The 21,327-nt window shown below is 60.2% G+C and carries 15 protein-coding genes; 11 read left to right on the top strand and 4 right to left on the bottom strand.

Annotated features, from left to right (window positions below; all coding sequences use genetic code 11):
• The first annotated feature begins 108 nt into the window (after nucleotides 1-108).
• Both ACI2JR_RS06255 and ACI2JR_RS06250 read left to right on the top strand, forming a co-directional pair.
• Nucleotides 109-1,215, top strand: a complete 1,107-nt coding sequence (locus ACI2JR_RS06255) for an MBL fold metallo-hydrolase (RefSeq protein ID WP_462478123.1) — start codon at nucleotides 109-111, stop codon at nucleotides 1,213-1,215.
• A gap of 32 nt (nucleotides 1,216-1,247) precedes the next feature.
• The gene (locus ACI2JR_RS06250) at nucleotides 1,248-1,589 is read left to right on the top strand and encodes a RamA family antibiotic efflux transcriptional regulator (RefSeq protein ID WP_004859189.1); all 342 of its coding nucleotides are present in this window, start codon (nucleotides 1,248-1,250) and stop codon (nucleotides 1,587-1,589) included.
• 36 nt (nucleotides 1,590-1,625) lie between these two features.
• On the opposite strand, the gene ACI2JR_RS06245 is transcribed toward ACI2JR_RS06250, so the two are convergent.
• Nucleotides 1,626-3,770 (bottom strand): TonB-dependent siderophore receptor, encoded by a 2,145-nt coding sequence (locus ACI2JR_RS06245; protein ID WP_462478122.1) that lies wholly within the window; start codon nucleotides 3,768-3,770, stop codon nucleotides 1,626-1,628.
• Nucleotides 3,771-3,924: 154 nt separating this feature from the next.
• Here ACI2JR_RS06245 and ACI2JR_RS06240 point away from each other — a divergent pair, with 154 nt between their 5' ends.
• Nucleotides 3,925-5,541, top strand: coding sequence for an alpha/beta hydrolase-fold protein (locus ACI2JR_RS06240; RefSeq protein ID WP_462478121.1), 1,617 nt, complete (start codon nucleotides 3,925-3,927; stop codon nucleotides 5,539-5,541).
• Here ACI2JR_RS06240 and ACI2JR_RS06235 read toward each other — a convergent pair.
• The gene (locus tag ACI2JR_RS06235) at nucleotides 5,476-5,724 is read right to left on the bottom strand and encodes a DUF1158 domain-containing protein (RefSeq protein WP_132728739.1); all 249 of its coding nucleotides are present in this window, start codon (nucleotides 5,722-5,724) and stop codon (nucleotides 5,476-5,478) included. The two genes, ACI2JR_RS06240 and ACI2JR_RS06235, sit on opposite strands and share 66 nt — an antisense overlap.
• A 501-nt stretch (nucleotides 5,725-6,225) precedes the next feature.
• Between ACI2JR_RS06235 and ACI2JR_RS06230 the strand changes: the two genes are divergently transcribed.
• The 3 genes from ACI2JR_RS06230 to ACI2JR_RS06220 are packed head-to-tail and all read left to right on the top strand — an operon-like array spanning nucleotide 6,226 to nucleotide 13,193.
• Complete coding sequence (locus tag ACI2JR_RS06230) at nucleotides 6,226-8,949, top strand: cation-transporting P-type ATPase (protein WP_462478120.1); 2,724 nt, start codon at nucleotides 6,226-6,228, stop codon at nucleotides 8,947-8,949.
• A gap of 58 nt (nucleotides 8,950-9,007) precedes the next feature.
• Nucleotides 9,008-10,087, top strand: a complete 1,080-nt coding sequence (locus ACI2JR_RS06225) for an efflux RND transporter periplasmic adaptor subunit (protein WP_462478119.1) — start codon at nucleotides 9,008-9,010, stop codon at nucleotides 10,085-10,087.
• Between the two features lie 13 nt (nucleotides 10,088-10,100).
• A complete protein-coding gene (locus ACI2JR_RS06220) occupies nucleotides 10,101-13,193 on the top strand; it encodes an efflux RND transporter permease subunit (RefSeq protein ID WP_462478118.1) in 3,093 nt (1,030 codons plus the stop codon).
• Nucleotides 13,194-13,273: 80 nt separating this feature from the next.
• On the opposite strand, the gene ACI2JR_RS06215 is transcribed toward ACI2JR_RS06220, so the two are convergent.
• Nucleotides 13,274-13,996 (bottom strand): phosphodiester glycosidase family protein, encoded by a 723-nt coding sequence (locus tag ACI2JR_RS06215; protein WP_462478186.1) that lies wholly within the window; start codon nucleotides 13,994-13,996, stop codon nucleotides 13,274-13,276.
• A gap of 83 nt (nucleotides 13,997-14,079) precedes the next feature.
• Entirely contained in the window at nucleotides 14,080-15,195 is a 1,116-nt protein-coding gene (locus tag ACI2JR_RS06210; RefSeq protein ID WP_132728747.1) for a YbdK family carboxylate-amine ligase, read from the bottom strand.
• Between the two features lie 538 nt (nucleotides 15,196-15,733).
• Here ACI2JR_RS06210 and ACI2JR_RS06205 point away from each other — a divergent pair.
• From ACI2JR_RS06205 to ACI2JR_RS06185, 5 genes are read left to right on the top strand one after another with little or no spacing between them, the layout of a single operon-like run.
• A complete protein-coding gene (locus ACI2JR_RS06205; protein WP_462478117.1) occupies nucleotides 15,734-17,398 on the top strand; it encodes an ABC transporter substrate-binding protein in 1,665 nt (554 codons plus the stop codon).
• 17 nt (nucleotides 17,399-17,415) lie between these two features.
• Nucleotides 17,416-18,369 (top strand): ABC transporter permease, encoded by a 954-nt coding sequence (locus tag ACI2JR_RS06200; RefSeq protein WP_462478116.1) that lies wholly within the window; start codon nucleotides 17,416-17,418, stop codon nucleotides 18,367-18,369.
• Nucleotides 18,370-18,371: 2 nt separating this feature from the next.
• On the top strand, nucleotides 18,372-19,265 hold the full coding sequence (locus tag ACI2JR_RS06195; protein ID WP_132728753.1) for an ABC transporter permease: 894 nt from the start codon (nucleotides 18,372-18,374) through the stop codon (nucleotides 19,263-19,265).
• A gap of 3 nt (nucleotides 19,266-19,268) precedes the next feature.
• Nucleotides 19,269-20,312, top strand: coding sequence for an ABC transporter ATP-binding protein (locus tag ACI2JR_RS06190; RefSeq protein WP_132728755.1), 1,044 nt, complete (start codon nucleotides 19,269-19,271; stop codon nucleotides 20,310-20,312).
• Nucleotides 20,302-21,312, top strand: a complete 1,011-nt coding sequence (locus tag ACI2JR_RS06185) for an ABC transporter ATP-binding protein (RefSeq protein ID WP_132728757.1) — start codon at nucleotides 20,302-20,304, stop codon at nucleotides 21,310-21,312. Before ACI2JR_RS06190 ends, ACI2JR_RS06185 begins: the two co-directional genes overlap by 11 nt.
• Nucleotides 21,313-21,327 lie beyond the last annotated feature (15 nt).

The raw sequence follows: 21,327 nt of genomic DNA, 5'->3' as shown, positions 1-21,327 counted from the left end.
AAATCGTCTTGACGACTTTCATATTCATCTTAATAATGAGTGCTTACTCACTCATAATCAAGTTTTATCACCAAACGTTCAGGATCGAGCGTTTCATCTGGTCAGGTTATGAACCGTGTCATTTTCAGCGTGGTCGCCATCATGTTATTAGCCTCAGCAACAGCTTTGCCGTTTGTGTTAAATGCCGGGTTTGGTCGGGCGCCGCAGGGCGCGCAGCTCAGTCTGGTGGAACAGTCGCCGCACTATCATGACGGCCAGTTTCATAATCAGCTGCCAACGCCGGGCTTCACCGGGCAGAAAAACATGCTGGCCGCGTGGTGGGAGTTTCTGGTCGCTAAGCGCGAGAATGCCCGTCCTGCGCAGCCGCTGCCGCTGCCGCTGGTGAAGACCGATCTTGCCAGCCTGCCGTCCGGGCAGGATGCGATGGTGTGGCTTGGCCACTCCTCCTGGTATCTGCAGCTGGCGGGCAAACGTATCCTGATTGACCCGGTATTCAGCGACTATGCCGCGCCGTTCTCCTTCATCAATAAAGCCTTCCCGGGAGAGTATCCGTGGAGTGCGGAGCGTATGCCGGAGATCGACCTGCTGATTATCTCGCACGATCACTATGACCACCTCGATTACGCGACCATCAAAGCGCTGATGCCGAAAATCAAACGCGTGGTGACGCCGCTCGGCGTGGGTTCCCACCTGCGCTATTGGGGAATGGATGGCGCCATCATCAGCGAGGCTGACTGGAATCAGGCGCTGCCGGTCAGCGACGAACTGACCGTACATGTGCTGCCCGCCCGTCATTTCTCCGGGCGCGGGCTCAAGCGTAATCAGACGCTGTGGGCGAGCTTCATGTTCGTGACCCCGCAGCAGAAGATTTACTACAGCGGCGATAGCGGCTACGGCCCGCACTTCAAAGCCATCGGCGAGCAGTTCGGAACGGTGGATCTGGCGATTATGGAGAACGGCCAGTACGACCAGGACTGGAAGTACATTCACATGATGCCGGATGAGACCGCGCAGGCCGCCGACGATCTGCGCGCTCGTGCGGTGTTGCCTGGGCATGCGGGGCGCTTCGTACTGGCGAAACATAGCTGGGACGACCCCTACAAACGGCTGGCGGCGGCCAGCGAACAACGACCGTGGCGTCTGTTAACGCCGATGCTGGGCGAGCCGGTTTGGGTCGCCGATAAGAGACAATCGTTTAATGCCTGGTGGCGCTAATCGCCAGTTTGGTTCAAGAGGAGAGAGGACTTATGACTATTTCCGCTCAGGTGATTGAGACTATCGTCGGATGGATTGATGATAATTTGCATCAACCGCTGCGTATTGATGATATTGCTCGCCACTCCGGTTATTCAAAATGGCATCTGCAACGACTCTTTTTACAGTATAAAGGGGAGAGTCTGGGGCGCTATATTCGCGAGCGCAAACTGCGCCTGGCGGCGCGTGACCTGCGCGATACCGATCAGCGGGTCTATGATATCTGCCTGAAATACGGCTTTGATTCCCAGCAAACCTTTACCCGCATTTTCACCCGCACCTTTCATCAGCCGCCGGGCGCCTACCGGAAAGAAAATCACAATCGCGCCCACTGAGGCGCGTCCGCCGGAGGAGACCGGCGGACCGCTTGGTTACCAGGCGTAGTTCACCGTGGCGGTTACCGTGCGACCAATGCCGTAGAAACAGGCGCTATCGCTGGCGCATGAAGCGACGTATTTGGTATCGGCGATATTGTTGACGTTGAACTGGACTTTGGCTCCTTGCAGCGCCGAATTCAGTTCCCCCAGCTCATAGCTGACCATGGCGTCATACAGATCCACCGCCGGCACTTTGAAGGTGTTTTTGGCGTCGCCGTAGCTGGTGCCGATATAGCGCATCCCCACGCCGGCGGTCAGGCTTTTCAGCGCCCCGTTCGGTAGGGTATAGCTGGCGAAGGCCGAGGCCATATGCGTCGGGATACGCGCCGGCGTTTTGCCTTCGGTCCCGGCGACGGTGGTACTGACGGTTTCGGCATCGGTCCAGGTGTAAGAGGCGATCAGATTCAGGTTATCAAAGACCGTGGCGTGGGCCTCGGCTTCAATGCCTTTCGAACGCACTTTACCGCTATTTTCAAACCACCCGGCCGCGCTGTTATACGTCGCCACGTTGCTCTGGGTCAGGTCATACATCGCCAGCGTCATCAGCGCCGATGGGGTCGGCTGATACTTCACGCCGGCTTCCACCTGCTTCCCTTCACTCGGCGCAAACGGCCCCACGCCCGGCGCCCGGTTGGTTTGCAGGTTGGGCTCGAACGAGGTGCTGTAGCTGATATAGGGCGAGAGGCCGAAATCAAACGCGTACAGCAGGCCGGTACGCCAGGTGAACTTGCTGTCGTTTTTCTGCGTGCGGCTGTTATCGGTAAAGTCGCTGGTGCGAACTTCCGCCCAGTCGTAGCGGCCGGAAAGCAGTAGCTCCCAGTTTTCCCAGCTCAGCTGATCCTGAAGATAGAGACCCAGCTGATCGAGATTCTGCTGTTCATCGCTGGCGGTGCTGAAGGTGCTTTCATCGACCTTCACGCCATAGACCGGATGACGCCAGTCGAGATCGTACTGCGACCCACCGGCGCGGCCGAGATATTGCTTATCCTTACTGGTTTTGTAATCCAGCCCGCCAATGGCGGTATGCGTCAACTCGCCGGTGGCGAACTGCGCCTCAAGCTGGTTATCGATGGCAAACTCGTCGGTTTGCCGCTCTTCATGCTGGGCGCGACGCGAGAGCACTGAACTGCTGGCGGCGCTGTTGGTATACACCAGATAGCGATATTTCTGTTTGATCGTCGCATAGCGCGCGTTCTGGCGCAGAGTGAGCGTATCGTTGAGCTGGTGCTCAAATTCGTAGCCGACCAGGGTCTGCTCGCGCCAGGATTGATCGTAGCTGGGGTCGCTGACGTTAAAGTCGCGCGGAATATAGCTGCCATCGACGCTGCTGACGGTGCCGTAGCGCGGCAGGAAGTTGCGATAGCCGGCATCGGGATCTTTTTGATAGCTGGTCAGCAGGGTGAAACGGGTGGCGTCGTTGGGGTACCAGGTCAGCGCCGGGGCGATCGCCATCCGGGTCTCTTTATAGTCGTCGACCTGATTGTTCTGAGTGCGGGCGATGCCGTTCAGGCGGTAGAGCAGGCGTCCGTCATCGCTCAGCGGGCCGCCGAAATCAAAAGCGCCTTCCGCCAGCTGGTGATTACCGGTGCGGAACTGCACTTCATGCACCGGCTGGCTGGTGGGGCGTTTGCTGGTCATGCTGATAAGCCCGCCGGGGTTGACCTGACCAAAAAGCACCGAGGCCGGGCCGCGCACCAGCTCGACGCGCTCCAGCAGCCACGGATCCATCGTGCCGGTTTGTGACGAGGCGGTGGCACCATAGCTCAGGCCGTCGAGAAACTTCGGCACGTAGCTGAAGCCGCGAACAAAGACTTCATCGTTGCGGTTGGACGATCCGCGATACTCGGTGAACACCCCGGCGCTATAGCGCAGCGCCTGGGAGACCGATGTGACGTCCAGCGCTGCCATCTGGTCACGGGTGATCACGGAAACCGACTGCGGGGTTTTCACCAGCTCGGCGGCGGTTTTAGTGGCTGAAAGGGTTTTCGTCGCCACGATGCCCTTGACCGGGGCGGTGGGGTCTTCATTACTGCCCGCGCTGACAACGAGAGTCTCCTCCGCCGCCAGCGCCTGTCCTGCGAGTGTCGCCACGGCAAGACCTGTTAACCAGAGTTTTGTTATCTTATTATATTTAAACATGTTTTTCGCTGTATCCTTGGTTTAAATTGCCATAATCATCCATTTTCCCCATCAGAAAAATCTAATGGCTGTCACGAGCGAAACTGATGTTATTGCAAATCATTACCATTTGCATTAGCGTTATTAACAAATTTTTACACGGGTAAATCAGGCAATGAAGACGGCATGGAGTGGTCTGCTGATGGGCATGAGTACGCTACCGGCAGCAGCAATGAACTGCGAGTCTCCCTCGCTGCAGGGGGAGCTACAGGGACGATTCGATGCCAGCGGAGAGGTCTGTTTTGACCTGCCGACATTGGGCGAGAACTACGTCACGGCGACGATTTCCGGCGTCACGGATGCCCGGCTGCTGGATGAAAACAACCGTCGCCTGCGTACCCTGCTGGCGGGTGGGCCGCCGGACGGGGAACAGACGCTGCTGTTTTCTCTGCCGGTAAACCGGTCATCGGCGCTGGTGCTGCACGGTGAGGAGGGGGCGAGCTGGCGTTTCCGCTGGCGGATGAAAGAGACCACCGCGCTGGCCAAAAACCAGGCGCTGGATCCGGTCAGTCCCCGCCTGCAGCAGCTGACGCAAGAGCTGGCGGCGGGCGGTTCGACGGCGAGCTTCTGGCGGGAGCGTGAACAGGAGGGGACGCCGATGGTCGAAGCGGTGGATGCGGGCCACAAGCGGGTCACCTTCCTGTGGCGCGGCGCGAGTCAGAATGTCTTTATTCTTGGTTCACCGGCGGGCGATCACGACCCACTGTTTCGCCTCGCTCATTCTGATGTCTGGTTTCGCAGCTATGTGGTGCCGGCAGATACCCTGATGCAGTACAAACTGGCGCCGGACGTGCCGTTGATCGAGGGAAACGGCCGTGAACAGCGGCGGGCGATTCTGGTCAGCGCCCAGGCCGATCCGCTGAATCCGCAGAGCGTTAACCGCGCCAGCGATCGCTGGAACCGCTATTCGCTGCTGGCGCTCAATCCTGCGCGGTACTGCACGCCGCAGCGCATGGCGCAGCCGCTGCGTTATGGCACTTTGACCCGGCATCAGCTGCACAGCGACTTTTTGCACAATACCCGGGAAGTGATGATCTATCGCCCGCGTTTGCCGCAGCCCGCGCGCTGGACCTTAATGCTGTTCGATGGCAAAACCTATCAGGATGAATACCACTTCGCCAACGTGCTGGACGGCCTGATCGCCAATCATCTCCTGCCGCCGGTTAACGTGGTGTTTATCGATAGCCTCGATCACCCGCGACGGGCGAAAGAGCTGCCGCCAAATCCCTTCTTTGCCGACTTTATGGCGCATGAACTGCTGCCGTGGCTGCGCCAGCAGGGGCTGAATTTAACCCGGCAAAAAACCGTCGTCGCGGGCTCCAGCTATGGCGGGTTGGCCGCATCGTGGGTGGCGCTGCGCTATCCGCGTCAGTTTGCCAACGTCCTTAGCCTGTCGGGGTCCTACTGGTGGGCTCCCCAGGGCGAAGAGGCCAACTGGCTGACGCGGCAGTATCAGCAGTCGCCGCGCTATCCGCTGCGTTTCTGGCTGCAGGCGGGCAGGTTCGAGACCTCGGGGCCCGACGGCGGAATTTATCGTAATACCCTTGAGTTTGAACGGGTGCTACGCGATAAAGGCTATCGCGTCAGCTTCCACCCCTCCTCCAGCGGCCACGACTACGCCGCCTGGTGCGAGGCGCTGGTCGCAGGGATGCGCGATTTTACCGGCTTAACGCTCAAGGGAAAACCAACGACGCCAGACCCAGCGCAGCAGCACATATTCAATCGCACCTAGCGCCAGGAACCACAGGCAGAAGAGCAGGGTATAAAACTGGTTGAGATCCATCAGATGGAAGGTATCAACCAGTTTTTGCGCCAGCGTCAGCCCAAGGGAAGGCGCTGGCAGCAGCAAACAAGAGATCAGGGCCAGCAATAAAATGCCGGCGGCAGAGATCAGCGTTTCGAGCGGATGTTTCATTACTTGTTAATCATCAGTTAAAAAACATATTGTCCGGGAAAAGGACATTTAACGCAATATACTTTCCTGCGTTATTGTTTTCCGTCATTAGTCATTACCCTGATATTATATATTCCCATTCCCTTGTTAATCTTTTTGGTATTATTTGTGATTAAGTTAATGACAATATAACGTCAGTTAATGTCATAATTAAATCATGAACTTTACAAAACTATAAGTACTATATCCTACTAAAGTGGCAATACCGATAGCGAGCAGTATGTACAGCGCCAGCCGGCGTCCGCGATAGATTCCAAACATAATCAGCCTCGTTTAATTTATGTTTATTAATATTCTGCAATAGTTGTTCTCAGAATTAACTTATCACAGATTTTAAATATTGCGAGAGGTTGAAAATTGTTTTAGATCAATTTTTATCGCGCTAAATAAAATCATATTCATTCATTGGCCAGAAATGATTTCAGGCTTTCCGACTCACGGAATTTAAAAGGAAACTTTATTTTGACCAAAATGATAAACCCACATAATACCCCTCCAGCCGTCGCCGCCGCGTCGTCGCCGGCCTATCGACAGACCGTTGAAGCGGTGCTGGCGCAGAAACAGAGCCGCGTCGACGGGCTGAGCTCCGCCGAGGCCGCTGAACGCCTGAAATCCTGTGGGCCTAACGCTCTGCCGGAAAAGAAAAGTCGGCCGGCCTGGCTGCGTTTTCTGGCCCATTTTAATGATGTCCTGATTTTTGTCCTGCTGGCAGCGGCGGCGCTGACCGCGGTGATGGGCCACTGGGTGGATACCCTGGTCATTCTTGGCGTGACGGTAATTAACGCTCTGATCGGCCACGTCCAGGAAAGTAACGCCGAAAAATCCCTGCAGGGCATCCGCAACATGCTTTCCAGCAACGCGCGAGTACAGCGCAACGGCAAACACGAGACCCTCCCCACCCGCGATCTGGTACCGGGAGATATCGTCATTCTGCGCGCCGGCGACCGCGTACCGGCGGATATGCGCCTGATTGAAACGCACAACCTGCGGGTGGAAGAGGCGATCCTGACGGGGGAGTCGACGGTCGTCGATAAAATGACCGCCGCGCTGCAGGGGGAACTGCCGCTGGGCGACCGCACTAACATGGTCTTTTCCGGCACCACCATTAGCGCCGGCGGCGGCGTTGGCGTGGTGACGGAGACCGGGCAGGATACCGAGCTCGGGCACATCAACCAGATGATGTCGGGGATTGAGAAGCATCGCACCCCGCTGCTGGTGCAGATGGATAAGCTGGGGAAGGCGATTTTCGCCATTATCCTCGCCATGATGGCCGCGCTGTTCGCCTTCAGCCTGGCGTTGCGCGATATTCCAATGGGGGAGCTGCTGCTGTCGCTGATTAGCCTCGCGGTCGCCGCGGTCCCGGAAGGTCTGCCGGCGATTATCTCCATTATTCTCTCCTTCGGGGTGCAGGCGATGGCGCGTAAACGAGCCATCATCCGCAAGCTGCCGACGGTAGAGACGCTGGGGGCAATGACCGTGGTGTGCTCGGATAAAACCGGTACCCTGACGATGAACGAAATGACGGTCAAAGCGATTATTACCGCCGACTGCTGCTACCGCGTCGAAGGGGACAGCTACGAGCCGCAGGGCAACATTTGTCTGGAAGGCAGCGATGAGCCGGTACAGATTAAAGCGGGAAGCGTGCTGGAAAGCTGGCTGCGGACCATCGACCTGTGTAACGACAGCCAGCTGGTGCAGGACGAGCGCGGCCTGTGGGGGATCACCGGCGGCCCGACCGAAGGGGCATTAAAAGTGCTGGCGGCGAAAGCCAAACTGCCGCCGGTGGCGACCCGGCTGGTAGCCAAAATTCCGTTCGACTCACAGTACAAGTATATGGCGACGCACCAGGACATCGCCGGCGAAGAGCGCGTGCTGATTACCGGGGCGCCGGACGTCATTTTCACGATGTGCCGCCAGCAGATGACGAAAAAGGGGGCGGCGCCGTTCGAGCGCCAGTACTGGGAGGAGCAGATATCGCGCTTCGCCAGCCAGGGGCTGCGAATGGTCGCCGCCGCCAGTAAACCGGCCGACGCCGGACGTACCGAGCTGACCCATGACGATCTGCGTGAGGGCCTGGTATTCCTTGGCATCGCCGGGATGATGGATCCGCCGCGCCCTGAAGCCATTGACGCTATCCACGCCTGCCAGACCGCGGGGATCCGCGTGAAGATGATCACCGGCGATCACCCGCAGACGGCGATGAGCATCGGCCAGATGCTGGGGATCACCAACAGCAGCCAGGCGATGACCGGCTATCAGCTGGAGCACATGGATGATGCTGAGCTGGCGAAAGCGGCGGTTGCATACGATATTTTTGCTCGCACCAGCCCGGAGCATAAGCTGCGTCTGGTCAAAGCGCTGCAGGAGAGCGGCGAAATCGTCGGGATGACCGGCGACGGCGTTAACGACGCCCCGGCGCTCCGTCAGGCTGACGTGGGCATCGCCATGGGGATCAAAGGCACCGAAGTGACCAAAGAGGCGGCCGATATGGTGCTGACGGATGACAACTTCGCCACCATCGCCAGCTCGGTGAAAGAGGGGCGTCGCGTATACGACAACCTGAAGAAAACGATCCTGTTTATTATGCCCACCAACCTGGCGCAGGGGCTGCTGATTATCATTGCCCTGCTGGCGGGGAATATCATCCCGCTGACGCCGGTGTTGATTCTGTGGATGAACATGGCAACCTCCGCCACGCTCTCCTTCGGTCTGGCTTTTGAAGCCGCTGAGCGCAATGTGATGCACCGGCCGCCGCGTAAAACCGGCCAGCACGTGATGGATGCCTTCGCCGTCTGGCGCGTGGCGTTCGTCGGGACCATGATTGCCGTCGCCGCCTTTATGCTTGAGGCCTGGCTGGCGCCGCGCGGCCACAGCGCCGAGTTTATCCGCACCGTGCTGCTGCAGATGCTGGTGACCGCCCAGTGGGTGTACATGATTAACTGCCGCAGCAGCGAGAGCTTCTCTTTGAATCGCGGCCTGCTGCGTAACAAAGGTATCTGGCTGGTCAGCGGCGTGCTCCTGCTTCTGCAACTGGCGATTATCTACCTGCCGTTTATGCAGACCATGTTCGGCACCGCATCCCTGCCGCTGCGCTACTGGTTTATTACCCTGGCGATTGGCGTCGTGATGTTCCTGGTGGTGGAAGTTGAGAAACGTCTGACCCGTCCGTTGCGTAAAGCCGTCTGACCCTTCCTGCATCCCTCTCCGTCGGGGAGGGATGCAGCCATCCCAGCAAGGAATCCCGATGAGAAACATTCTGCGTCTGGTCTTTCTGACCGTTGGCCTGGCAGGCTGCGCCCTGACGGCCGCCGCCGCTCCCGCCGTTGCGGTACGCGCCGCTGCGGTCCAGCTGCTGCCGCACGCTGAGGAGCATCGCCTCCCCGGCCGCATTGAAGCCATTCATGAAGTGGAGATCCGCGCCCGTACCGAAGGTACGATCCTGCAGCGCCATTTCCACGACGGGCAATACGTCAGGAAGGGTGAACGGCTGTTTACCCTTGATGACGCCCAGCCCCGCGCCGCGCTGGCGCTGGCGAAGGCCGAACTCAAAAGCGCGCAGGCGTCGCTGCGTCAGGCTCAACAACTGCTGAACCGCTACCAGCAGCTGAAAAATAACCACTCCATCAGCCGCAACGATGTCGATACCGCGCAGATGCAGCGCGATGTCGCCGCCGCCGCCGTTGAGCAGGCGAAGGCGCGCGTTACGGCGCAGCAAATCACCCTCGATTACACCGGTATCGATTCGCCGGTGAGCGGGCGCATCGGCCACAGCCGTTTTCACGTCGGCAGCCTGGTGGGGCCGGGTAGCGGCACGCTGGTGGATATTGTGCAGCTTGATCCCATACGCGTCTCTTTCGCATTAGATGAGGCCGCTTTTTACAGCAAAGCCGGGCAGCATGCCGATATCAGCGCGCTGAAGCAGGCGTGGCTGGCGCAGATTGCGCCCAACGGCCAGCGGGAAGAGGGGCGGCTGACTTCGGTAGATAACCGGATTGACGCCCGCACCGCCAGCGTGGTGCTGCGCGCCGAATTCGCCAACCCGCAGCATCGCCTGCTGCCGGGCGGTAGCGTACCGGTGATCTTCCGCCCGCGGCAGCGGCAGGAGAGCCTGATGATCCCGGCCGCCGCCGTCCAGCAGGATGCGCAGGGGTTCTATAGCTGGGTGGTGTCGCAGGACAATACCGCCGCGCTGCGCCGCGTTACCCTCAACGGGCAGCAGGGGCAGCAGTTTGTCGTGGCGGATGGTTTGCAAGCGGGCGAGCGCGTGGTGACGGAAGGCGCCCAGCGCCTGCGTGACGGCGTAGCCGTTCAGCTGCTGAAATAAGGAAGGAGAGGGGATGCTGACGTTTTTTATTCGTCGCCCGCGTTTTGCGATGGTGATTGCCCTGCTGATAACCTTTATCGGCGCGCTGGCGCTGAAGCTGATTCCGGTCGAGCAATATCCGCAAATTACGCCGCCGGTGGTCAATGTCAGCGCCAGCTGGCCGGGCGCCAGCGCGGCGGACGTCGCGGAGGCCATCGCCGCGCCGCTGGAAACCCAGCTCAACGGCGTTGATCATATGCTGTATATGGAGTCCACCAGTTCCGATGAGGGGGCCTACAGCCTGAGCCTGACCTTTGCGGCAGGTACCGATGCCGATCTGGCGGCGATTGACGTGCAAAACCGCATCTCCCAGGCGGTGGCGCAGCTTCCGGCCGAGGCACAGCAGAACGGCGTGCAGGTGCGCAAGCGGGCGAGCAACCTGCTGATGGGCGTCAGCCTTTATTCGCCGCTGGAGACGCTCTCGCCGCTGTTCGTCAGCAACTACGCCAGCACCCAGGTCCGCGAGGCGCTGGCCCGTCTGCCTGGCGTGGGCGAGGTGCAGATGTTCGGCGCCCGCGATTACAGCATGCGGATCTGGCTGCGGCCGGATCGCATGAATGCGCTGAACATCACCACCGATGATATATCCCAGGCGCTGCGCGAGCAGAACGTGCAGGGGGCGGCCGGGCAGGTGGGGACGCCGCCGGTGTTCAATGGCCAGCAGCAGACGCTGACCATAAACGGTTTGGGCCGCCTGAGCGATGCGGAGAGCTTCGCTCAGGTTGTTATCCGCAGCGGCGAACGCGGCCAGTTAGTCCGTCTCTCTGAAGTGGCGACCATCGAGCTCGGTGCGCGCAGCTACAGCTCCGGCGCCCAGCTGAACGGTAGAGACTCCGCTTATCTCGGCATCTATCCGACGCCCACCGCCAACGCCCTGCAGGTCGCCAGTGCGGTACGCGCCGAACTGACGCGTTTGCATAGCCGCTTCCCGGCGGATCTGACCTGGGAGGTAAAATTCGATACCACCCGCTTTGTGGCGGCGACGATCAAAGAAATTGGCGTTTCGCTGGTGTTGACCCTGCTGGCGGTGGTGGTGGTGGTCTCGCTATTCCTCCAGAGCTGGCGGGCGACGCTGATTGTCGCCCTGGCGATCCCGGTGTCGCTGATCGGCAGCTTTGCCGTGCTTTATCTGCTGGGCTATAGCGCCAATACCTTGAGTCTGTTTGCCATTATTCTCGCCCTGACCATGGTGGTGGATGACGCCATCGTGGTGGTCGAGAGCGTTGAAACCCATCTGGCGGAAGGTCTGGACCGCGTGGCGGCCACCGGCCAGGCGTTACGGCAGATCGCCGGGCCGGTTATCGCCACCACGCTGGTGCTGCTGGCGGTATTTGTGCCGGTGGCGCTGCTGCCGGGGATTGTCGGCGAACTGTATCGTCAGTTTGCCGTGACCTTGTCAACCGCCGTGACCCTGTCGAGCATTGTGGCGTTAACGTTGACCCCGGCGCTGTGCGCGCTATTGCTGCGCCCGCGACCGGCGCAGCCGGCCGCTATCTGGCGGGTGTTTAATCAGGGTCTGGATCGCCTGCGCAACGGCTATGGCGCGCTCGTCGGGCGGATGAATCGCCGTCCGTGGCTGGCGCTGCTGGCGACGGTCGCCGCTGCCGGGCTGGTGGCGTTCAGCTTTAGTACCATGCCGCGGGGCTTTTTGCCGCAGGAAGATCAGGGCTATTTCTTTGCCAGCGTGCAGCTGCCGGAGGCGGCGTCGCTGGAGCGCACCGAAGCGGTTATGGCCCAGGCGCGTACATTGCTGCTGGCTAACCCGGCGGTGGAGGATGTGATTCAGGTATCGGGCTTTAATATCCTCAACGGCACCAGCGCCGCCAACGGCGGCTTTATTTCGGTGATGCTGAAGGACTGGCATCTGCGGCCGCCGCTGGATGAGGTGATGGGTAAACTGCAGGGCCAGCTGTTGGGGCTGCCGGAAGCGAACATTATGGCCTTTGCGCCGCCGACGCTGCCCGGGCTGGGCAACGCCTCGGGCTTTAACCTGCGCATCCTGGCGCAGGCCGGGCAATCTTCAGCGGAGCTGGAACAGGTGACGCGGCAGGTGCTGCAGAGGGCCAACCAGCATCCGCAGCTGAGCCAGGTATTCACCACCTGGAGCAGCAACGTCCCGCAGCTGACGCTTAGCGTCGACCGTGACCAGGCGGCGCGGCTGGACGTGCCGGTATCGCGGATTTTCAGCAGCCTGCAAACGGCGTTTGGCGGCACCCGCGCCGGCGATTTTAGCATCAATAACCGGGTCTACCATGTGGTAATGCAAAACGAGATGCAGTGGCGCGAGCGGGCGGCGCAGATTGGCGAGCTGTATGTGCGCAGCAATCACGGCGAGCGGGTGCGCCTGAGTAATCTGGTGACCATCACCCCCACCGTCGGGGCGCCGTTTATCCAGCAGTACAACCAGTTTCCGTCGGTGTCGGTAAGCGGCTCCGCGGCGCAAGGCGTCAGCAGCCGTACGGCAATGGCCGCGATGGAGCACATTCTGCTGGCGAATTTGCCTGCCGGGTATGACTATGCGTGGAGCGGGATCTCATGGCAGGAGCAGCAGACCGGCAACCAGGCGATGTGGATTGTGCTGGCGGCGGTGGCGATGGCGTGGCTGTTCCTCGTCGCGCAGTATGAAAGCTGGACGCTGCCGGCCAGCGTGATGCTGTCGGTGCTGTTCGCGATCGGCGGCTCGCTGCTGTGGCTCTGGTGGAGCGGTTACGCCAACGATGTGTACGTGCAGATTGGCCTGGTGTTGCTGATCGCCCTGGCGGCGAAGAATGCGATTTTGATCGTCGAGTTCGCCAGAACCAGGCGCGAAGAGGGGCTGTCGATTGCGGATGCCGCTCGCGAAGGGGCGACCCGACGTTTTCGCGCGGTGCTGATGACCGCGGTCTCCTTTATCATCGGCATTCTGCCGATGATGCTCGCCACCGGCGCCGGGGCGCAGAGCCGGCGGATTATCGGCACCACGGTGTTCAGCGGCATGCTGGTGGCGACGGTGATTGGTATTGTGTTTATTCCGTCGCTGTTCGTGCTGTTCCAGCGTTTACGCGAGTGGGGCCATCGCCGGATATAGGTTCTCCGTGGCTGACGTTGTGCCGCCCGGAGTCAGGCGTTGACGCCGCGGCCCGGGTGTTCTGACCGGGGCGGGTTCATTTACTGTTTCGTCTCCACCGCAATCATGGTGACGAACGGGTGATACTGCCACGGTACGCCGCCGCCTTTGTGGTACATCTTTGAAAGGGTGCCGTCGAGATAGAGCATCTGCCGGACGTTAAGCTTCGCCTGCGCGTAGCAGGCGAAGTCGTAGAAGTTGGTTTCGCGCGCGCTGAGCATAAATATCACCTGGCCCTGGCGGGTGATGCCGACGGCATTGCGCAGCTTGCGCGAACTGGCCGAGGGTTTCAGCCGCCAGTTGATGGCGCCATTTTCAATGAGCATCGGCCCGGACTGCACGGCGTAATCCATCTCCGGCGTGCGCTTGAATTTGTCGATACGGACGATCCCCGCCCGCTGGCCCTGAAGATAAAACACTCCGCCGGGGCGAATAAAAAAGTTGCCGCCGCCGGAGGCGCGGTTAAGCGCCACCTTTTGCTCGCCCTTTTCGATATACAGCCCCAGCGGCTCGTAGGCCTTATCGTAAATCCCGCCGTTCATTGCCATCTGTACGCGCCCCTGCTGATTGATATCACCCAGCAGCGCGCGCAGCGAACCCCAGGCCTTGCCGTCTTCCTTTTGCCAGTACATCACGATGCGCTCGCGCTGCGGATTGACGGTATAGCTTTGTAGCGTCAGCGACGGGTCGGTGAGGGTACATTTCCCGCCGGCCAGTGCGGACAGGGGGAGCAGCAGCGCGGGCAGCAGCGGCGAAAGGCGCAAGGTCATGAGAACGTTCCTGATGGGCCGCAAACAGAAGCGGGGCGGCGAAATCAATATTGCCCGCAGTATACCTTTTTGCCCGACTACGCTGCCCAGATTTCGCAGTGTTTCCGCACCAGGCCGATCAGCGAGCCGCCGCCGGCGACAAACTCGCGCATCTGTCGGGCTTCGCTCTTCTCCTGCTGCAGCTGGCGCGCGATCGCCTCAAGGGCGCTGGCGGCATTGAGCGTGTCGGCGTAGGGCATGATGCGGGGGATTAGCTGCAAAATCTCCTCGCGAAGCTGACGCTGCTCGCCGCTGTGCACATCCGTATTAATGCCCTCCAGCCCGTAGCGACAGGCCTGGTAGCGGTTGAAAGGATAAAGCAGGTAGTCATCGGGGTGAGGTTTAAACGGCCTCTCCGTCAGCAGCCAGCAGGCAAGCGTCTGGATGAAGCCGGCGATATTGACCGCCTGAGCGAGAGTGAGCGGAGTATCCATCACCCGTACTTCCACGGTGCCAAAGCGCGGGCTGGGGCGAATATCCCAGTGCAGATCCTTCATACTGTCGATCATGCTGGTATAGCTGAGGCGGCGAAACAGGCGGGTAAACTCCTGCCAGCTGTTGACCCACGGCATCGGCCCGTTGTCAGGATAAGCGGCAAACAGATTCAGGCGTGAACAGGCAAAACCGCTGTCGGCGCCGTCGAGCCACGGTGATGCCGCATTGAGCGCAATACAGTGCGGGACGAAGCGCGACAGGCCATGCAAAAGATAGATCGCCTCATCGCCATTCTGGCAGCCGACGTGGACGTGCTGGCCGAATATCGTGGCCTGTTGCGCCAGGTAGCCGAAGTGCTCCACGGTTTTCAGATAGCGCGGATTATCGCTGATCTGCTGGCGCTGCCAGGTCTGGAAGGGGTGGGTTCCGCCGCCGCAGATTTGCAGATGGTGCCGGGCGGCAGCGTGTAAAACCGCCTGCTGGAGGGTGCCCAGCTGCGCCGCGGCCTGGTGGATATCGCGACAAACCCCGGTGGCGATTTCCAGCATGCTTTCGGTGATGTCATGTTTAGCCTCACCGACGCTGAGCCCGGCCTTCACGTCGTCGATAAGCAGCGAAGAGTCCTGGCTCAGGTCGTATCCCGGCGGGTTGACCACCTGCAGCTCCAGTTCAATCCCCAGGGTGAAGGGATCGGAACGGTGAAAGTCGGGTAATGGCATGGTAACTCCCGGATGATTATCGCGATATCCCCGTCATACCTTAAGTGGTATGCGGGTTGGCTTTGTTACCCGGCTCATCCATGAGCCTCGCCCTTACGGACCGCCGCGACGCGGCGTTCAAATCTGTTGCGGACAGATTTGCCGCAGACTCCCGTCGCTTACTGGAGCCCGCTCCTGCGGACTCCCTGCGTCGCCGCCTTCCCGCAACTCGAATGATTTAGGGTATAAACGAAGTATAGTTGGGATCGCCCGGGGCGGATAATGGTACGAAAATGAGCAGTTTAATTTATATAAAGTGACGCTACGTTATTATTATCGGGCTTTGCGGTGCGCCAATAAATAGCCTGGTGCAATTCTGCAACCTGTTTCACCCTGGTGGTGCGCTAAGATAAGGTTTGTTTATTTTTTCAATTAAAATCATTTGGATATAATAGGCTGTGCTTATTTTATAAGCGCTTTCACACTTATTTTTAGCGTTGATAAACTGGTATGCATCTTGCCTGTTAAATAACGACTTTTATTTAACAGGGACAATGTGATGCTAAATAACACCGTACTTTTACGCAAACGTCATCTCGCCGTTGCTGTGAGCGGCGCGTTGGCGCTATTTGCCTCCCTACAGGCCAATGCCTCCACCCTGCGGATCGCGATGACCGCCGCCGATATTCCCCTGACGCTTGGGCAGCCCGATCAGGGGTATGAAGGCAACCGCTTTACCGGTATCCCGCTGTACGATGCGCTGGTCGAGTGGGATCTTTCACAGGGCGAAAAGCCCAGTGGCCTGGTTCCGGGCCTGGCGACGGAGTGGCACGTTGACCCGCAGAATCAAAGTCGCTGGATTTTTACCCTCCGTCCCGGAGTGAAGTTTCATGATGGCAGCGAGGTGAACGCCGAGGCCATCGTCTGGAACGTCGACAAGGTGCTCAATAAAAATGCGCCGCAATACGCGCCAGGGCAAATTGGCAACACCCTCTCGCGGATGCCCACCCTGACCGGCGCGGAAAAGATCGACGATCGTACGGTGGCGCTCACCACCTCCGAGCCGGACGCGCTGCTGCCGTACAACATCACCAACCTGTTTATCGTCTCGCCGACGGCGTGGCAGAAGCTGTATGACGCGGTACCGGCCGCCACCGGCGACGCGGCGGCACGCGGTAAGCAGGCGTGGACGGAGTTCGCCGCGCATGCGGTGGGCAGCGGCCCGTTCAAAATGGAAAAGCTGGTCCCACGTCAGCAGCTTATTCTCGATAAAAACCCCGATTACTGGAATAAAGAGCGTATTCCACGCGTCGATAAAGTGGTGCTGATCCCGCTGCCGGAAGCGAACGCCCGCACCGCCGCGCTGCTTTCAAAACAGGTGGACTGGATTGAGGCCCCGGCGCCGGACTCGGTCGATCAGATTAAAGCCCAGGGCTTTAAAATTTACGCCAATACCCAGCCGCATCTGTGGCCGTGGCAATTCTCCTTTGAAGAGGGCTCGCCGTGGAAAGATATTCGCGTGCGCCAGGCCGCCAACCTGTGTCTTAACCGCGCCGAGCTCAAAAGCTATCTCGGCGGCTATATGACCGAGGCGACCGGCGTGTATGAAGCCGACAGCCCGTGGCGCGGCAAACCCACTTTCCAGATCAAATATGACCCGGATACCGCCCGCAAGCTGATGAGCGAAGCCGGATTTAGCGCCGCACAACCGCTGCACGTGACGGTCGCGACCTCCGCCTCCGGCTCCGGGCAGATGCAGCCGCTGCCGATGAACGAATATATCCCGCAGAGCCTGAAAAGCTGCTTCTTTAATGTCGATATCAAAGTGACGGAATGGAACACCCTGTTCACCAACTGGCGTCTTGGGGCAAAAGATCCCTCGGCGAAGGGGATCGATGCGATCAACGTCAGCGCCGCGGTCAACGATCCTTACTTTGGCATGATCCGCTTCTCGACGGCCAAAGCCTTCCCGCCGGTCGCCACCAACTGGGGCTACTTCTCGACGCCGGAGACGGAAAAGCTGGCGACGGCGGTGAAGCACGCCTTTACCCCGGCGGAGATGGATAAAGCCGCCGGGGAACTGCACGCGGCGCTGGTGGATCAGGTCCCGTTCCTGTTTGTCGCTCATGATGTCGGGCCGCGCGCCATCTCGCCTGCGGTGACCGGCGTGGTGCAGCCGCAGAGCTGGTTTATCGATCTCAGTCTGGTGAGCAAGAAAGAGTAATCACCCAGGGGAAAAAGATGATCAATACGCTGCTATACCGCATTCTGCTGGCCATTCCCACGATGCTCGGGGTGGCGCTGATCTGTTTTATGCTGGTGCAGATTGCGCCGGGCGATCCGCTGGTCTCGGTGATGCCGCCGGACGCCTCCGAAGCGCTGCGTCAGACGTTAATGCAGGCCTATGGCTTCGATAAACCGCTGCCGCTGCAGTTTGTACACTGGCTGTGGCGGGCGCTGCACGGCGATCTGGGGATGTCGGTGGCGACCGGACGGCCGGTGATCGACGAGGTGATGACCGCCGTCAGCTACTCGCTGCGCCTGGCGCTGCTGGCAACCATCATCGGCTTTGTACTGGGCAGCCTGTTTGGCTTCGTCGCCGGCTACTTTCGCAACAGCATCATTGACCGTCTGGCTTCGCTACTGTCGGTCTTTGGCGTCAGCGTGCCGCACTATTGGCTGGGTATGCTGTTGGTCATCGTCTTCAGCGTCAAATTTGCTCTGTTGCCGGCCACCGGCGGCGGGCCGATTGGCGGCGGCGGCTGGCAATGGGACCAGCAGCATCTGCAGTTTATGCTGCTGCCGGCGATTACGCTGTCGGTGATCCCGACCGGGATTATTGCCCGCACGGTGCGGTCGCAGGTGGCCGATATTCTCAGCCAGGAGTTTATTGTCGGCCTGCGCGCCCGCGGGCTCAACGAGTCGTGCATCTTCCTGCACGTGGTGAAAAACGCCGCGCCGACCGCGCTGGCGGTGATGGGGCTACAGGTGGGGTATTTGATGGGGGGCTCGATCCTCGTCGAAACGGTCTTTTCCTGGCCTGGCACCGGCCTGCTGCTGAATACCGCCATCTTCCAGCGCGACCTGCCGCTGCTGCAGGGCACCATCTGGGTGCTGGCGCTGTTCTTTGTGCTGCTCAATCTGCTGGTGGATATTCTGCAAACCACCCTCGATCCGCGAATTAAGAGGAGCTGACCATGGTGGATACCGCGACGACGAAAATGGCACCGGCTTCCCCGACCCGACCCCCTCGGCAGGGCTACTGGCGCGGGGTGTTTTACCGCTTAGTGCGCGATCCCGGCGGTCTGATCGTCGGAACCCTCATTCTGTTTTTGCTGGCGCTGGCGCTGTTCGGCCCCTGGCTGATAGTGAAAGATCCTTATCAGACATCGATGTTTTTACGCCTCAAGCCCGTGGGGAGCGAGGGCTTCCCGCTGGGGTCCGATGAGCTGGGGCGCGACATGCTTTCGCGTTTGATTCTCGGCGCCCGGCTGTCGCTGTTTATGGGGATTGTCCCGGTGGTGTTCGCCTTTTTTATCGGCGGCGCCATCGGCATTATTGCCGGCTATGCGGGCGGTAAAACCAATACCCTGATTATGCGTACCGTCGACGTCTTCTATGCCTTCCCTTCGGTGCTGCTGGCGATTGCGCTTTCCGGCGCGTTGGGGGCGGGGATCGGTAACGCACTGCTGTCGCTGACGCTGGTGTTTGTGCCGCAGGTGGCGCGAATTGCTGAAAGCGTCACCGCCCAGGTCCGCCATATGGACTATATCGAGGCCGCCCGGGCGACCGGCGCCGGCGCTTTTACCATTATTCGCGTGCAGGTTCTCGGCAACGTGCTGGGGCCGATTTTTGTCTTCTCTACCGGGCTGATTTCCGTGTGCATGATCCTCGCCTCGGGCCTCTCTTTTCTCGGCCTCGGCGTGCGCCCGCCGGAGCCGGAATGGGGGTTGATGCTCAACACCTTACGCACGGCCATCTACACCCAGCCGTGGGTGGCGGCCTTACCCGGTCTGATGATTTTTATCACCTCCATTTCGTTCAATATCCTCGCCGACCGCCTGCGCACGGCCATGGCGATTAAGGAGTAAGCGATGCAACCTTTTCTCAATGTCGATCTCGGAGGGCCGGCCCAGCCGCTGCTGAAGGTCAATAACCTGTTGAAATATTTTCGCGCCGGCGGCGCAAAAAGCCGTGAAGTGGTGCAGGCGGTGGATAACGTCAGCTTTACGGTGCTGAAAGGGGAAACGCTGGGCGTGGTGGGGGAGTCGGGGTGCGGCAAATCGACGACGGCGCGGCTGCTGATGCAGCTGCTGCATCAGGATAGCGGCGAGCTGATCTTTGACGGTCTGGCGGTGGGGTCAACGCGCCTGCCGATGAAAGCGTATCGCCGCCAGGTGCAGATGGTGTTCCAGGATAGCTACGCTTCGCTTAACCCGCGTATGACGATGGAGGAGAGCATCGCCTTCGGCCAGCGCGTGCACGGGGTGAGCGCTCAAGAGGCCAGCGAATACGCGCGCTACCTGCTCGCCCACGTCGGCCTGGAACCTGAACGCTTTGCCCACCGCTATCCGCATGCGCTCTCCGGCGGCCAGCGCCAGCGCGTGAATATCGCCCGCGCCCTGGCGATGAAGCCGCGGCTGGTGATCCTTGATGAAGCCGTATCGGCGCTGGATAAATCGGTGGAGGCGCAGGTGCTGCAGCTGCTGCAGGAGCTCAAGCGCACCCTTGAGCTGACCTACGTGTTTATCAGCCATGACCTGCACGTGGTGCGCTGGCTGTCGGATCGCATTCTGGTGATGTATCTCGGCGAAGTGGTGGAAATTGGCCCCGCGGAGCAGCTGTTCACCGCCTCGGCTCACCCCTATACCCGCGCCCTGCTGAGCTCGATGCCGTCGATGGATCCCGAGAATCGGACCCTGATCTCCCCGCTGAACGGCGACCCGCCGAGCCCTATTTCTCCGCCAGCCGGCTGCCGGTTTCACACCCGCTGCCCGCATGCCAAAGCGGTCTGCTCGCAGGTGAAACCCCGGCTGGAGAGCGTGGGCGACGGCCACCACAGCGCCTGCCTGATGGCGCAACCGACCTCGCCCTGGCACCGCGTCATTGCCGTACAGGAGGTGAGCCATGTCGCATGACGCTTTTGTACATATCCGCGATCTGCGGGTGGAATTTCGCCGCGATGGACAGACGGTGAATGCGGTTAACGGCGTCTCTTTTGATGTCCGCAAAGGGGAGGTGATGGCGCTGATCGGCGAGTCGGGATCCGGCAAAAGCGTCACCCTGAGGGCGCTGATGCGTCTGCATCCGCCAAAAAGCAGCGTCCTTTCCGGGACGCTGCGGGTCGGGGAGGAGGAGGTGCTGAGCATGAACGCCTCGCAGCTGCGGCGCTATCGCGGCGCGCGCTGTGCGATGATTTTTCAGGAGCCGCTGCTGGCCTTTGACCCGGTGTACACCGTCGGCCAGCAGATCGTCGAGGGGCTGCGCCGCCATGAAGGCCTGTCGCGTCAGGCGGCAAAAGAACGGGCGCTGGAAGCGCTGCGCCAGGTGCGGATCCCCAGTCCGGAACGGCGGCTGGACGCCTATCCGCATGAGATGTCCGGCGGGATGCGCCAGCGTGCAATGATTGCCCTGGCGCTGTCGTGTAATCCACAGCTGCTGCTGGCGGATGAGCCGACGACCGCCCTCGACGCCACGGTGCAAATCCAGATTTTGATCCTGCTGCGCGAGCAGCAAAAGCAGCGCGGCCTGGCGATTATCTTTGTCACCCATGATATCGGCGCGGCGGTGGAGATTGCCGACCGGGTGGCGGTGATGTACGCCGGGCGGATCGTTGAAGAGGCCGCGATGGCGGATATTTTGTCCGGTCCCCGTCATCCCTATACCCAGGTGCTGCTGGGCAGCCGTCCCAAAGAGGGGCTGAAAAAAGGCGATGCCTTGCACTGCATTCCCGGTTCGCCGCCGGACCTGTCCCGTCTGCCCGCCGGCTGCGCTTTCGCTGAACGTTGCCCGCACGCGAGACCGGTCTGTACGCAAACCCTGCCGCAGACCGAAGCGGCGGGTCCGCGTCATGTGGTGAGCTGCCATCGCTGGCGCGAGCTGACGTCGGCCGTCGCCGCCCCGGCGCTTTACGCCTGAAGAATAAAGGAGGAG

The organism is Klebsiella sp. NPDC088457 (assembly GCF_044900465.1).
In the GTDB taxonomy this organism is placed as follows: Bacteria; Pseudomonadota; Gammaproteobacteria; order Enterobacterales; family Enterobacteriaceae; genus Klebsiella.
The sequence above is the reverse complement of the archived record's forward strand: the minus strand, read 5'-3'. Positions and strand labels throughout refer to the sequence as shown.